The following is a 13,745-nucleotide window of genomic DNA, read 5'->3' on the forward strand; positions in this document are numbered from 1 at the left end:
CGATGTCACGTTATTTTTGCGACGCCAGTCGAGGTGTTCGCCAGCGGACTTATGCAATTGCGCTGGTCACTGCTTTCCACTATCCGTATGAGCGAAATTTGTCGGTGACGATGCGCTTCCGCGTCAGGCTTTGCTTCTTCAACAGCCTGACCAGCAATCGCTTGGCCGCCTTTGCTAGCTTCACCCGCGACGCAGCCACGCATCCGCCCGATCCGCCGCCGATTACGATATAGTCAAACATCGGCTACCTCGAGAAAGGGCGGCGCCTTTCGGTCGCCGCCCGCATTGCGCTTTCCGGTCAGCCTGCTTCAAAAAGGGCTCAGCCCGCCTTGAACTCATTCCAGGCAGCCACCCAGTCGGCATAAGTGGCATACTGATCGGATTCGAGCGGCGGAATGCCGATCAGCGGCGCCGCCTTGAAGATCGCGTCGACATCCGAATAGTCGAACAGGCTCTTCGTCTCATCGTTCAGAAGGTCTACAGCCTTCTTGGAAACGACGCCGGAAACGGTCCTGGTGGCGACGCCTGCCTGTACCTCAGGAGAGATTGCCAGGTTGACAAACTCGTGAGCCGTCTCTTCGTTATCTACCGCCGGCGGCATGAACCAGGCATCGCTCCACGTGGTAGCGCCTTCCTCCGGTATGGTGTAAGCCGTCTCCACGCCCTGCTTGGCGGTCTCTTTGGGCACACCAGTCCAGCCGATGAGGCAGGCTGCGACCTCGCCAGAGACCATGAGAGAGACGACGTCGCCCCATGTCAGGCTGATCGTGCGGGCCTGGTTCCGGTAAAGCCGCAGATTCTCGAACACCTTTGCCATCTCGTCCTTGGTGAGATTGGGGAAGGTGTTGAATCCCGCCAGCTTGGCTGCCAGCGGCCAAGTCGCCAGTGTATCGTCGCCGATGACTATCTTGCCCTTCAGTTCGGGCTTCAGGAGGTCCTTATAGGACTTCGGTTTCTCCATGAGTTTGGGATTGTAGATCAACGCATTCAGGCCCCAGGCATAGGGGACGCCATGGAGCTTGCCGTCGCGATACCAGGTCGGCTTTTTGTAGAATACGTCGAACAGATTGTCGGTGCTGTAGTTCGGCAGCTTCGACGTGTCGAAGGGTTTGGTGATCTTCAAAACGTCGATGTAAAGGTCCGCATAGCCGTGATTGTACTCTGCCGCATCGAAGGGTGGCGGAGAGGACGAGTTGAACTTGGCGGTGACATCATCCTGATTGCCGATCGCGGTGACCTGGATGTCTACGCCGCTCTTGGCGCGCCAGTCCTTCATTTCTTCGAGCGGCTCGAAACCTTCCCAGGCCATGATCTGAAGCTCGCCACCCGCTGCGTGCGCAATGCCCGGCAGCAGCGGACCTGCGAAAACTCCGGCCGCAAGCGCTGAAGAGCCTGCAAGGAAAGATCGCCGGTTGAGCGACATGGCGTTGAGAATTTCATCGGTGGACCAGATTTTTTTCATGTCTTGTTCCCTTTCTTCGTTGTCAATGATCTGTGGACTTTGATCGGATGCCGATTGATCGCCGAACTGCGGTTTTGCAGCTAGGCCGAGGGCAGTACGACGACGTTTTCGGCTTCCCAGAATACTTGCGCATTCTCGCTGATTGCCGGCAGTGGCGATCTGCCGTTTCGTTGAACCTGAAGCCTCGCTCTCGTCCCGTCGTTGAACGCGACCTCGTAAAAGGAGCGGCTGCCGATGAATGTCACGTCACAGATCGTGACCGCAGCGCTCTGCGAGGCTCCTTGTGCGCTTGCCTGGAAGCTAAAGAGCTCGGGGCGAATGGAGGCAAACACACGCTCTCCCTTGTTCGCTTTGATGTCGAGCGCGCTCTTGAATCTTTGGCCCGATGCAGTTTCCACGGTGTCTTTGTCGACCAGCGTGCCTTCGAATATGTTGGTCTCGCCAAGGAACTTCGCCGCAAACAGGTTCTGCGGGCGGGCATACATGTCCTCGGGGCGGTCGACCTGGACGATCCGTCCGCGCTCCATCAGGACGACGCGGTCAGACAAGATCATTGCTTCGTCCTGATCGTGGGTAACGTAGATGAAAGTCGCACCGGTCTCGGCGTGGATCCGCTTCATCTCGACCAGCATGTGCTGGCGGATCTTCAGGTCGAGCGCGGCCAACGGCTCGTCGAGCAGCAGCACCCGCGGGCGATTCACGAGCGCGCGGGCAAGCGCGACGCGTTGGCACTGGCCGCCGGAAAGCTCATGAATATACCGACCCGACAAGGCCTCAAGCTGGACGATCTTGAGCATCGCCGAAACGCGCTGTTTGATCTCCGATTTTTCTACGCCTTTGACTTTGAGGCCAAAAGCGACGTTTTCGAAAACATCAAGATGCGGAAACAGGGCGTAGCGTTGAAACACCATGTTGACGGGTCGCTGCTCGGGCGGAAGATTGGCGACATCTTTTCCGTCGATTTTGAGAGACCCTGCAGAAAGGCTTTCAAAACCGGCAATCAACCGCATGAGCGTGGTCTTGCCGCAGCCCGAAGGCCCAAGCAGTGTCAGGATCTCGCCGTCGCGGATGGAAAGATTGATATTCGTGAGGGCATCGACCGCGCCGAACGACTTTCTGCCCCCGGAGATATCGATGATGGGTGCGGCGATTTTTGCTGAAGCATTCATTGTAGATCCTCAGGAAGGCAGGCGGTCGGTCAGAGCCGAGCGGCGGCGGACTTGTCCGATGAACCAGGCGCCGAGCAGAATGGCGACCGAGAAAACAAGCGCGAGTGTCGAAATGGCATTGATGAGCGGGGTTACGGTTCGCCGCATCATCGACCAGATGAACATTGGAAGTGTCGTTTCCGTCCCGGCGACAAAGGATGTCACGACGAATTCATCGAACGAGACAGCGAAAGCGAGGATCGAGGATGAGATCAAGGTCGGAGCGATCAGCGGCAAAGTGACCTTCCGAAAGGTCTGCAGCTGCGAGGCTCCGAGGTCTCTGGCCGCTTCTTCCAAGGATGGGTCGAAGAGCGCCAGTCTGGCCCTCATGGCAACGATCATGATCGGAATGGCGATGACCACATGCGCAACGACGATTGTAATTGTCGAAAGCTGTACGCCGGTCTGCGCAAAAAGTGTCAGAAGCGCGACGCCTACAAAGAGACCGGGAAGAGCGATCGGCGTAATGCACAGCGCCTCGATAAGGCCCCGACCAGCGCGGCCGAGCCGAACCCATGCGAGCGAAGCGGTGGCCCCGAGCAGGAGGGTGACGAGAGCCGTCAGAAGAGCAATGTAAAGGCTTTTTACGATCGCGGCGCGAAGCTGCTCATTGTTGAACACTTCGGCATACCAGCGCAAGCTGAAGCCGGTAAACGGGAAGCTCAGCGACGGAGACGCGTGGAAGCTGAAGAGCACGATAATGGCAAGCGGAAGCAGGAGGAACGCAATCGTCAGCCATACGACGAATCTGAGCAACATCTTAGGCCTCCTTTGTACGGCGCCGAGCGCGAACGTTTGGGATAAGGCCGGAGGAGCGACCCACGACCATGAGGATCCCATAGATCAGCAGCGAGATGACGAACATGATTACGGCTTGTGCCGCACCGAGCGGCCAGTTCCCGGTTTTGCGGAATTGATCGGCGATCAGCAGGCCTGTCGTCTGGCCAGATGATCCGCCGAGCATTTGGGGGGTGACATAGTCGCCGGCAACAAGAATGAAGGTGAGCATGAATGCTCCGACCAATCCATTGGAGGCATTCGGCGCGATAACACGGAAGAAGGCGCCGAGCGTCGATGTGCCGAGATCTCGCGAGGCATCGATGAGCTCCTTTTTGATCTCGCTGAACGAGGACACGACCAGCAGGATGCAAAAGGGGAGATAGATGTGGGTCAGCGTTAGGATGACCGCGAAAGCGTTGAAAAGGAACGCATCGATGGGTGTATCAATGATCCCCAGCTGGATCAAAACGGTGTTGATTACACCATTCGTCCCCAAAAGCGTTCTCCACGCATAGATGCGCACCAGATAGCTGGAAAACCAGGTGATCAGCACGAGGTAGAGAACCAGTTGCGATCGTGCGACGTAGGTGAGGTAGTATCCAAACGGAATGGAGACGGCGAGCGTGATCGTCGCCGTGACAAAACCTATGTATATGGCGTTCCAAGTGACTTTCAGGAACACCGGTGAAGTGACGGATGAAATATAGTTCGTGAAAACAAAATCCGGAACTGTCCGGTAAAACGCGGAGGTCCAAAAGCTGTAAATAAATAGTATGGCGGAAGGCGCGACGAAGAAAACTGCCATATAGGCGATTGCCGGTCCGCCAAGAATACTCCCAGTAAGAGTATTTGACTTCTTCATATTTTCCTCCAGTTCTGGCCGGCCGTCCGTTTCAGAGGCCGGACGAATGCCCAAGCCCCTTTCTCGCGGTCGTTCTTGTTCCCTTTTACGTTTTCAAGCGAGGTGCCAAGCCTCGAACGCCTGGGTTACATTCAGCCAGATCGGAAGAACCGACAATTGCGCATCAGATTGGATTGTGACGCACTTATGCGCAATATGGGTGTCGATGTGCGCCGATATCATCTTCCGCGTGCGGCGAGAGGCGGTGACACGGGCATCGTCGGCAGCCGCGGAGGTGGGGATGACAATGATCTAAACCTTGTCGGCAAATCGAGTTGCTCCACGACCTACGCGGCGGTAGGTATACGCACCGCCGGATGAACGGAATGCCAACTGTGCAGTTCTGGCCGACCTGCCAGTTGTTGGGGGCATAGCCGGCATCGACGGCCGCGCGGGATGCGCCAACGGCAGCCCCGGGCTTGTCGGCAACCGGCAGGATGACCTCCTTGAACTTCTCGGCCGAACCCAGCGCCCGGCCGCCGGAGATGATGATCTTCGCCGAGGTCAGTTCTGGACGGTCGGAGGCCGACAGCGCATCGACGACGAAGCGCGACAGACCCGGATCGGACACCGCTGGGATTGCCTCCACCGTCGCAGACCCACTTTCCGCTGCCGCCGCGGCAAACGAGGCGGTGCGCACGGTGATAACTTGTCTGGCATCGCTTGCCTGCACCGTCTGGATGGCATTGCCGGCATAGATCGGCCGCTTGAACGTATCGGGGCTGACGACCTCGATGATCTCCGAGACCTGGGCGACATCGAGGAGCGCCGCCACCGGATTTTCCCTGTGAAGCAGCCGACCACATTTATTTCACTCGACAACGGCGTCATCGTTGAGTATGCGCCTTCGGCGGAATTCTTCAGCTGTGCGAGCGACCCGTGCACCAAGGAGTTCTTTGTCTAAGGTGCTTTGAGCACGGCGATGGCTATCGACCGAACGCTTGGTGGGGCCATCTGGATATCGCTCGCCTCGGCGATTGCGGTTATCAACAAACGGCAACGCTACGAAGGCAAAATCGGCGGTCACGCTCGGAAGGCACGAACGCCGTATTGGTTTCGTGGAAACGGATCAGTCCGGTATGTATTCCGCGGCAACAATTCGCTGTCTTTAATTTTGCGGTAGGCCCAAATGGCCTCTTTCGGCCAAGGCGGGGCCATCGATCTCAGTGCAGGATTTGGCTGAGGAAGGGGTGTCGAAGAACTCGGCAGACGAGCTCTGCTCGATGATCCGCCCTTGATCCATGAAAATGACGCGATCAGCGACCTGGTGAGCGAAGCCCATCTCATGGGTAACGCAAAGCATCGTGATACCTTCGTCCGCGACTTACCATCGTGTCCAGAACTTCCTTGACCATCTCCGGATCCAGTGCGGATGTCGGTTCATCAAACAGCATGATCTTCTGTTTCATGCATATCCGAGCATACGAAAATTAGTGTGCTGGCGCCCTTCCCAATTCGTCAGTCCTCGGGGCAGCCTTGGCCGCTAGCGCGCAGCCTAGTTAGCTCCTCAGAGCGATGAGCCAATCAAGCACGGCGGCCATTCCCCCTGCGTCCGCGGGCGGGCCAACAAACAGAGCAAGCTCCCTGATCTCCGCAATCGCATTTGCGACCGTGACCGGCGTACCGGCCCAACGAAGCAGACTGAGATCGTTTTCTGCGTCGCCTGCGGCCGCGCAGCGTATCGGATCGAGTTGCAGACGGTCGGCTAACTGCCGGGCGGCACTGCCTTTTGAAACCCCCATCGGAGTTATCTCAAGAAGCCTCCAGTTTGAGGCCGTTATTTCGCACAGCGATGAAAAGTGAGCGCGAAGAGAATCGAACCCGCCATCCACAGGCAAGGACCGTGCGCACATAATCTTGAAAGGCCGGTCGGGAAAATCGTTAAGGTCGACCACTTCACAGACGGTCTCGCCGGTAATCTCGGCCTCTCGCCGTACGAGAGGCCCGTTGTCCAGCGTGTAGATGGCATCACGCCCATACCACATACCTGCTATGCCGAGGCGCTGCGTCTCGGCCATCACTGCGAGTGCGGTCTTGCGCGCGATCTTCGCCTCAGAGATCGTATTTCGCTCCAACGGTTTTCCGATCCAGCCGCCGTTGAAGCAGATAGCATAGTCGATACCAAGCGTCCGGCAAATCGGCGCAACGCCGTTCGGTGAACGCGCGGTGGCCAGGATGGCCTGGATGCCGCGTTCACGTGCTTCAACAAAACCACGCACGACCGGGTCAGGCAGGTCATAGTCTGCGGTCAGAAGGGTTCGATCGACATCTGAAAAGAGCGTTGAGATCATGCCGGGCCAGTTTCTTGGAGTGATGTGCAAGATTTATTCCGATGCGCGTGTCAATTCTTCATCCGACGCCTCGGCCTTCCACACGAACGTCGCTGCCTGTGTTGAGTCGGATGCGTGAGGTTCTTGGAATCGTGAACGCGTTCAATCAATTCCGCCGAAAGACTTTGGTCCTTTTCCAGGATGCCCCTGAGTGCCCCGTCGCAAGGATTTCCTCGTGAACAGTGCAGCCTTTTCATAACCCATGAGCGAAGTGAGCGCGGTAGCCAATGCCGTTCCATCTTAGGCGGGTGTCACGCCCATCAGGCCGTGCCCAGGCGGCGATTTTCATGATTTTCCGCGGCTGCCGCGCGCAGGATTTCGCGTGAGCTCAGTCTTTCGCTCACGGCCTGGCGCCGGATCGTTTGGCAGACGACGCTTGAAGCTTCAGTTTCATCGTGCTCAGCAGGTCCAATACGAATTTTGAGAAGTAGGGGGCGAGCATCATGTGAGACATTTTGTTCTCTCCATTTTTAGTGCGTCTTGGCAAAGCGCGGAAGGAGCGGGGCTACTGCTGTGACTTCTACGAGGCAAGGTCCGCTCCCCGCAGCTCCTTCGGAATATTCTGGAAGCATACCGGCCTCAGGAAGCGGCGAATTGAGAGCGTTCCTACCGACGTAGCCCCGAAATTGGTCGAGGCCGGATAGGGGCCGCCATGCACCATGCTGTCGGCCACCTCGACACCCGTCGGAAAGCCGTTGGCCAGAACACGACCGGCCTTGCGCTCCAGCACCGGTAATAGCCTTCGACCGAAGTCGTAATCGCCCGGATCAAGATGCAGGGTGCAGGTCAATTGACCCTGGAAGCTATGTGCCACCTCGAGCATCTCGGTCTCATCCGCGACCGTGACGATCAGGCCAAGTGGACCAAAAACCTCTTCGCCGAGCGCATGGTTGGCAAGCCATTCTGCACCCGTAGTGCGAAACAGGCTGGGCGTAGCATTCCGCAGATCGCAGGCCGTCGTCAGCAGCTCCCGCACGGCAACGCTCGCAGCAACGCGATCTCGCCCCCGGCGATATGCGTCGGCGATGTTGTTGGTCAGCATCACCTGCGGCTCGACTGCCTCGAGTGCCTCAGTTGCTGCGTTCGTGAAGGTTTCGGCCGTGTCGCCTGCGACCAGCACGGCGATGCCCGGGTTGGTGCAGAACTGGCCGGCCCCCAAGGTAAGCGATCCGGCCCATCCCTTTGCAATGTCAACACCGCGCGCGGCCACGGCGTTCGGCAGGAGAAACATCGGATTGACGCTACCAAGCTCGCCAAAGAACGGGATCGGCTCCGGCCGGCTTGCGCAAAGATCGAACAAGGCGCGGCCGCCGGCAAGCGATCCAGTGAAACCGACGGCCTTGATGAATGGATGCTGCACCAGTGACGTACCGACATCGCGGCGGCCGCCCTGTATCAGGCTGAACACACCCTTCGGCATGCCGGTTTTGTTGATGCTGGCATAAATGGCTTCGGCGATGATCTCACCAGTGCCCGGATGTGCGGAATGCCCCTTGACGACGACGGGGCAGCCAGCGGCTAACGCCGCCGCGGTGTCGCCGCCGGCGGTCGAGAACGCCAACGGGAAGTTCGACGCCCCGAACACGGCCACCGGTCCGATGGGACGTTGGATGAGAAGCAAGTCCGGCCGCGGCAGGGGCTTGCGGTCCGGGAGGGCGACGTCATGACGGCCATCAAGGTAATCGCCCTTGCGGATATGCGATGCGAACAGGCGGAGTTGTCCGGTCGTGCGGCCGCGTTCACCGTCCAGGCGTGCCTCGGGCAGGCCCGTCTCTTGCGTGCCGATCTCGGTGATGGATTTGGCGCGCGCCTCGATCTCGTCGGCGATCGTTTCGAGGAAGACAGCGCGTTCCTCGCGGCTTGTGCGGCCGTAGCTCCAAAAGGCAACTTCTGCCGCCTCGCAGGCACGGTTGACGATGTCGATGGTCCCGGCGGAAAATTGGTGTACTGATCCGTGAGCGGGTTCAGAGGAGAATTTGGGTTCGGTCTCCAGCCATTCGCCTGCGATCAAATGCTTGCCGTGGGGTATGAAGGCCATCATGTTTCCTTTCTTGTTCGACCGCGAGACAGAAGCGGCTGCTCCGCTTCCCGCGGCCGGAATTCTCTCTCCCGGCGAGCCAGCGATGTTTACCGCCCGGTCTTCACGCGCCGGGCCTCGTATTTCCGTTGATTCTCATCCCTGGTGTTGGGATAGAGGCCGATGATTGACGCCCCGGCACGCACCTCTTCGAGGACAAAGTCTTCGAAGCTCTCCATTCCCATGCATTCCCCAGCGATTTCGTCGGCCAGATGCGCCGGAATCACCATGACTCCATCCTTGTCGCCGACCAGGATGTCGCCCGGAAAGACAGGCGCATCACCGCAGGAGATCGGGATATTGATGTCGAGGGCCTCGTGCAGCGTTAGGTTCGTCGGCGCCGACGGCTTGGCGAAGTATGCCGGCATATCCAGCGAGCCGATGCCTTCAGCGTCACGAAAGCCACCATCGGAGACGACGCCAGCAGCGCCGCGCATCGCGAGCCGCGTGATCAGTATTGAACCGGCGGTCGCCGCCCGCGCATCCTTGCGGGCATCCATCACCAGAACATGGCCAACCGGGCAGGTTTCGATCGCGACGCGCTGCGGGTGATCGGGGTTGCGGAACACCGAGATCGGGTTACGGTCTTCACGGGCCGGAATGTAACGCAGGGTGAAGGCAGGGCCGACCATGTTCTCATCTTTCGGAGCGACTGGCACGACGCCCTGTATGAACTGGTTTCGCAGGCCGCGCTTGTAGAGGGCGCTGGCGATAGAGGCAGTCGAAACCTTCTTCAGTTGGTCCCGTGTGGCGTCTGAAAGGGTGTGGTGGGTCACACTGGTCGATCCTATCCTAAAAAATGGTGTGATGGTCGCTCACAAGGTTTGACGCTGACCGCCACCGGTATCGCTATGGTTGGCGGACAGCTGCGACGAGCTCGATCTCGACGCTGGAATTGCGCGGAAGTTCCGCCACGCCGACTGCTGAACGGGCATGATTTCCCCGCTCACCGAGGATCTCCCGAAGTAGGTTCGTCGCTGCGTCAGCTACATGAGGCTGTTGGTTGAAACCGGGTGCCGATGCCACAAAGACGGTGATCTTCAGCACTTGCTCGACATTGTCGAGGCCGTCGACGGCATTCGACAGCGATGCAAGTGCGTTGCGGATCGCGAGTTTCGCCGCTTCCTTGGCTTGATCGACTGTGACGTCGCTTCCGACCTTTCCCGGATACAGATTATTGTCGCCGGTCTTCGGGATGCTGCCACTGACCCAAGCTTGACCGTTGTGAACGAGGACCGACGTGTAGCCGTAAGCCGGCGCCTGAAACGCTGGGATCTCCTGGCCGTTATAAACAAACGCTTGCGACAACGAATTTCCTTTCTTATCGCCGGGCCGGCTACGATAGCCCCCTCAGTTGCAGTTCTTTCATCCGATGCGGTCGATAGCTGTCGACGTCCGAAATCCAAGAACCGCTGGACCTTCGGTATTCTGCGCAAAGTGCATGCAGAATGCAATCCGAAAATTCATACTCCCGCAACAATTCGCGACGCGCCGCGAAAAAATCTTGATCACTGAAGTTTTGCGTTACTCGCGCGGAGCGACTGGAGATGAAGCGGCGCCTTAGGTCACGAGGAAACAGGCGCCAGAGATGGGGATTGCCGCTTCGCGCGATGTCATAGAAACCGTTGATAGATGCTTTAGGTCCACAGGCGGGTGGACGGCGGCAACCGTTGCAAGATGATAATTTGAAAAGGAGCGCCCGGGCGCAAATCCTGTGATCGCGTTTTTCTCGACCAGCGTTTCTCGCCTGTGAATAGTAGTGTATGCACTATACCGTCATGGACGTAAGTCATATATGCGACTCAAAAGAACGCCCACCGTGCTGCCAAAGCGAGAAGAACATGCAGGAAATCGAACGCAACATACCTCTCGGCGAACGTGTATACGATACGATCAAGAAAATGATCATCGAGGGAAATCTCGGGCCTAATCAATCGGTACCCGAAAGTGTCCTGGCGAAGCAGCTTGGCGTTAGTCGCTCACCCGTTAAGGCCGCGTTGACGCGCCTGCAGGAGGATGGGCTTGTTGTGGGAGAGGCTTGGAAGGTTCCATACGTCTCCCCGCTGGACGCGCGATACATCAACAATGCCTATCAGGTCCGGAAGGCCCTGGATGCCCAATGCGCTATCCAGGCGATGGCAAATATACCAGCAAATAGAATCGAAGAATTCGGACGGATGCTTGATAAAGCTGGGGACGGACTGGAAAGCGATGATCAGTCATATGTTCGGAAGGCCTTCTTTTTCCTTCAGGAAATGCTGCAGGAATATTGCGACAACGATCTCCTGAGAAGCATGCAGGGCAAATTACACGACCACCTGACTCGCATCCGTAATGTGATACATACGACCAATGAGGGCGAGTGGCTGAAGATAGAATATTGGATGCTGCGTGAAGAACTGGACGCGCTGCGCGCACGGGATGCAGGACGTCTCGTCAACAGCCTGAACAACCAACATGACCAGTTCGTTCGTTGGCTATTCAACAACTGGAAGCTTTGAGCCCGCTCCGCGCCACTGCGAAGGATTCTTCGCGGGTTATCCCACTCCTCTCACCTTAAGGACCCGCGTTCGATCAACGCCCCGCGCGCCATTATTCCAAGTCCGATCATTGCAACCGTGCAGAAAGCGGCAGGTAAGAAAAAGATGTCCGGAAGACCTACGACCGCGACACCAATGCCGCCCGTTACTCCGCCCAGCGCGGCGCTAGCAGCTGACGAACTCATGTAGATGGCAGACGCGGTCGCGACTGCGTGAGGCAGGAGACGCTGAGCCACGATAATACCGAGTGCCCCAAACACACCCCATACGGCACCCATCAAGATCTGTCCTGCAAACATTCCAGCTGTGCTGTGCCACATTGCGAAACAGAGATTTCCCGCGACGCCGATACCCGCAGCAATGCTCATCAGCCATAGAATCCCAGTTCGACGGCTCAACAGCACACAAAATGGCATGAGGACGAACTCGATAAGCGGCTGGATGCCTATAATCGCACCGCTGATAGCAGGGTCAGGCTTGAGATGTTCGTCAAGATAGATGGGAAGAAAACCGTACTTGATCGGCTCACCAGCGTAGACGAGAACCCAGAGGCCAGTGAAGACGAGCAGCGGCGCCATTGCACGCACCGGCAATTGATTGTCTGCTTCACGTAAAGAAGACGTGCCGTCTCCTTTAACGGACCGGACCCTTATTGTCCCCAGTGGGATGATCTGAAGCACCAGGCATATAGCCGTTCCCCAGAATAATGTCCGCGAACTAGTTGCAGCCGCCAGCCATGCGCCGGCGACCGGGCCGACGACCCAACCAGCCGTCAAAGCCATTCGAATTACGGCTACGATGCCCTCATTCCCGTGTGTCGGGTTTCGATGAACTTCGTCGTGAACGGCGGCAAAGATCTGTGAAGAGGCGGCTCGCGAGAACGCAAGCAGAAGCATGCTAAACGCATAGGGCATCCACGCAGACGTCGAAAGTGCAATACCGACCCATCCAAGGCAACTCACAATCGCACAAACGCGAAAAAGATCGAGCCTCTCTCCAGAGCGATCCGAGCAGCGCCCGATTGCGTAACCAACGACCGGCGCAGTGAGATTGGTCAGATAGAAAAGCGCTGCGATCGACATCGGAACGCCAAGTTCAGACACAAGAAACAGCAGGATCTGCGGTGCGGCCGCCGCTGTCCCGATGCCGGAAAGGAACATCGCGATTGTTGCTCCGCGATAGAGTGGGGACCTGAGTACTTGCTGAAAACTGCTATTGCCGAATTGCGACACGCTGGATCTCCCAATGATCCCAATGCAGATCGAAAGGCCCTGTGTTGATCTCCGATGTGAACATTCAACGCGACCTTGCTATTGGAGTGACTACCAGGCGTAGTCCTCGGGAGCGGGTTTATGGCCAGGGAATATTTCATCGAGGCGCGCAAGGATGGCGGGATCCAATCTCACATCGAGGACCTGTAGAGCAGACCTCAGCTGGTCGACCGTTCGCGGTCCGATAATTGGCGCGGTGACGTCGGGTTGATGGAGCAGCCACGCAAGCGCTAGAGTGGCTGGCTCAATGCCGATTTCCTTTGCGAAGGCTTCATATAGTTCGATCTGGGGACGGTGTTTAGCGAGAGCCTCCGCCGCTCGACCTTCCAAGCGGCGGGTGCCCGCATGGTCCTGAGCCAGCACGCCGCCAAGCAAGCCTCCTTGCAAAGGTGACCACGGCAACACGCCCAGCCCGTGATAGCGCGCTGACGGCAGCACCTCGAGTTCGAGCCGGCGCGTAATCAGATTGTAGAATGACTGCTCGCTGACTAGGCCGGTGAGACCGGCCTCTTTCGCGGTAGCTTGCGCCGTAGCTATGTTCCAGCCAGCGAAATTGCTGCTGCCAACATAAAGAATCTTGCCCTGTCGGATGGCAACATCGATCGCCTGCCAAATTTCTTCCCAAGGCGTGACACGGTCAACGTGATGGAACTGGTAGAGATCTATATAGTCCGTCTGTAACCTTTTTAGGCTCGCATCGAGCGCGCGACGAATGTGTAGTGCTGAGAGGCGTTCGTTGTTCGGCCAGTCGTTCATTGACGCGTAAAGCTTGGTTGCGAGAACCGTCCGCTCACGTCGTCCATTACCCTTCGCGAACCATCTTCCAATAATCTCCTCAGACTTGCCGCGATTTTCGTCCCAGTAGTAAACATCGGCGGTATCAAAGAAATTGAGGCCATTTTCATGGGCGATATCCATGATGATATGGGCATCCTCCTCCTCGTTCTTCCAGCCCCAATTCATTGTGCCGAGGCAAAGACGGCTAACGGAAAGGCCGCTGCGGCCAAGATGTCTGTACTGCATGGTTAAGGTCCCAAATGTCCGGTCTTGCCTTGTGAAAGTGTGCAGTTGAAGTCCGACCCGATCCATAGATCGGGGGGTGCGCGGATCCACGAAACACCACTCCACGGTCGGCGCGTAGGCTTGCCCCCGTACGAACGCCGCACGAGTGGTCTG

At 57.7% G+C, this 13,745-nt stretch carries 11 protein-coding genes and 3 pseudogenes; 1 reads left to right on the forward strand and 13 read right to left on the reverse strand.

Annotated elements, in window-relative coordinates; genetic code table 11:
- Positions 1-82: 82 nt before the first annotated feature.
- The 11 genes and pseudogenes from ACXHXG_RS15365 to ACXHXG_RS15415 form a co-directional block, all read right to left on the reverse strand.
- Positions 83-172: pseudogene (locus ACXHXG_RS15365) on the reverse strand (IS6 family transposase); the annotation flags it as partial.
- A 147-nt stretch (positions 173-319) separates the two neighbouring features.
- A complete protein-coding gene (locus tag ACXHXG_RS15370; protein ID WP_457899829.1) occupies positions 320-1,462 on the reverse strand; it encodes an ABC transporter substrate-binding protein in 1,143 nt (380 codons plus the stop codon).
- A gap of 80 nt (positions 1,463-1,542) precedes the next feature.
- Positions 1,543-2,631: an ABC transporter ATP-binding protein gene (locus ACXHXG_RS15375; protein WP_457899830.1), complete on the reverse strand. Its 1,089-nt coding sequence runs from the start codon at positions 2,629-2,631 to the stop codon at positions 1,543-1,545.
- Positions 2,632-2,640: 9 nt separating this feature from the next.
- Positions 2,641-3,429 carry an ABC transporter permease gene (locus ACXHXG_RS15380; RefSeq protein ID WP_457899831.1) on the reverse strand — a complete coding sequence of 263 codons (789 nt, stop codon included), beginning with the start codon at positions 3,427-3,429 and terminating at the stop codon, positions 2,641-2,643.
- A gap of 1 nt (position 3,430) precedes the next feature.
- Positions 3,431-4,312 (reverse strand): ABC transporter permease, encoded by an 882-nt coding sequence (locus tag ACXHXG_RS15385; RefSeq protein ID WP_457899832.1) that lies wholly within the window; start codon positions 4,310-4,312, stop codon positions 3,431-3,433.
- 361 nt (positions 4,313-4,673) lie between these two features.
- Positions 4,674-5,126, reverse strand: a pseudogene (locus tag ACXHXG_RS15390) (electron transfer flavoprotein subunit alpha/FixB family protein); the annotation flags it as partial.
- 333 nt (positions 5,127-5,459) lie between these two features.
- Positions 5,460-5,766, reverse strand: a pseudogene (locus ACXHXG_RS15395) (hypothetical protein); the annotation flags it as partial.
- Positions 5,767-5,850: 84 nt separating this feature from the next.
- Entirely contained in the window at positions 5,851-6,672 is an 822-nt protein-coding gene (locus tag ACXHXG_RS15400; RefSeq protein ID WP_457899833.1) for a Cof-type HAD-IIB family hydrolase, read from the reverse strand.
- 529 nt (positions 6,673-7,201) lie between these two features.
- Positions 7,202-8,719 carry an aldehyde dehydrogenase (NADP(+)) gene (locus tag ACXHXG_RS15405; protein WP_457899834.1) on the reverse strand — a complete coding sequence of 506 codons (1,518 nt, stop codon included), beginning with the start codon at positions 8,717-8,719 and terminating at the stop codon, positions 7,202-7,204.
- Between the two features lie 89 nt (positions 8,720-8,808).
- A complete protein-coding gene (locus ACXHXG_RS15410) occupies positions 8,809-9,534 on the reverse strand; it encodes a ribonuclease activity regulator RraA (RefSeq protein WP_457899835.1) in 726 nt (241 codons plus the stop codon).
- A 73-nt stretch (positions 9,535-9,607) separates the two neighbouring features.
- The gene (locus ACXHXG_RS15415) at positions 9,608-10,066 is read right to left on the reverse strand and encodes a RidA family protein (protein ID WP_457899836.1); all 459 of its coding nucleotides are present in this window, start codon (positions 10,064-10,066) and stop codon (positions 9,608-9,610) included.
- Positions 10,067-10,599: 533 nt separating this feature from the next.
- Between ACXHXG_RS15415 and ACXHXG_RS15420 the strand changes: the two genes are divergently transcribed.
- Complete coding sequence (locus ACXHXG_RS15420) at positions 10,600-11,259, forward strand: GntR family transcriptional regulator (protein WP_457899837.1); 660 nt, start codon at positions 10,600-10,602, stop codon at positions 11,257-11,259.
- Between the two features lie 50 nt (positions 11,260-11,309).
- On the opposite strand, the gene ACXHXG_RS15425 is transcribed toward ACXHXG_RS15420, so the two are convergent.
- Both ACXHXG_RS15425 and ACXHXG_RS15430 read right to left on the reverse strand, forming a co-directional pair.
- A complete protein-coding gene (locus tag ACXHXG_RS15425; RefSeq protein ID WP_457899838.1) occupies positions 11,310-12,530 on the reverse strand; it encodes an MFS transporter in 1,221 nt (406 codons plus the stop codon).
- A gap of 90 nt (positions 12,531-12,620) precedes the next feature.
- Complete coding sequence (locus ACXHXG_RS15430; RefSeq protein WP_457899839.1) at positions 12,621-13,592, reverse strand: aldo/keto reductase; 972 nt, start codon at positions 13,590-13,592, stop codon at positions 12,621-12,623.
- Positions 13,593-13,745: the final 153 nt, after the last annotated feature.

This window comes from Rhizobium sp. LEGMi-198b (genome assembly GCF_054114205.1).

Bases quoted from the DNA above. Each gene is read 5' to 3' on its own strand.
- ACXHXG_RS15370 (WP_457899829.1), bottom strand. From the start codon at position 1,462: ATGAAAAAAATCTGGTCCACCGATGAAATTCTCAACGCCATGTCGCTC.
- ACXHXG_RS15375 (WP_457899830.1), bottom strand. From the start codon at position 2,631: ATGAATGCTTCAGCAAAAATCGCCGCACCCATCATCGATATCTCCGGG.
- ACXHXG_RS15380 (WP_457899831.1), bottom strand. From the start codon at position 3,429: ATGTTGCTCAGATTCGTCGTATGGCTGACGATTGCGTTCCTCCTGCTT.
- ACXHXG_RS15385 (WP_457899832.1), bottom strand. From the start codon at position 4,312: ATGAAGAAGTCAAATACTCTTACTGGGAGTATTCTTGGCGGACCGGCA.
- ACXHXG_RS15405 (WP_457899834.1), bottom strand. From the start codon at position 8,719: ATGGCCTTCATACCCCACGGCAAGCATTTGATCGCAGGCGAATGGCTG.
- ACXHXG_RS15420 (WP_457899837.1), top strand. From the start codon at position 10,600: ATGCAGGAAATCGAACGCAACATACCTCTCGGCGAACGTGTATACGAT.
- ACXHXG_RS15430 (WP_457899839.1), bottom strand. From the start codon at position 13,592: ATGCAGTACAGACATCTTGGCCGCAGCGGCCTTTCCGTTAGCCGTCTT.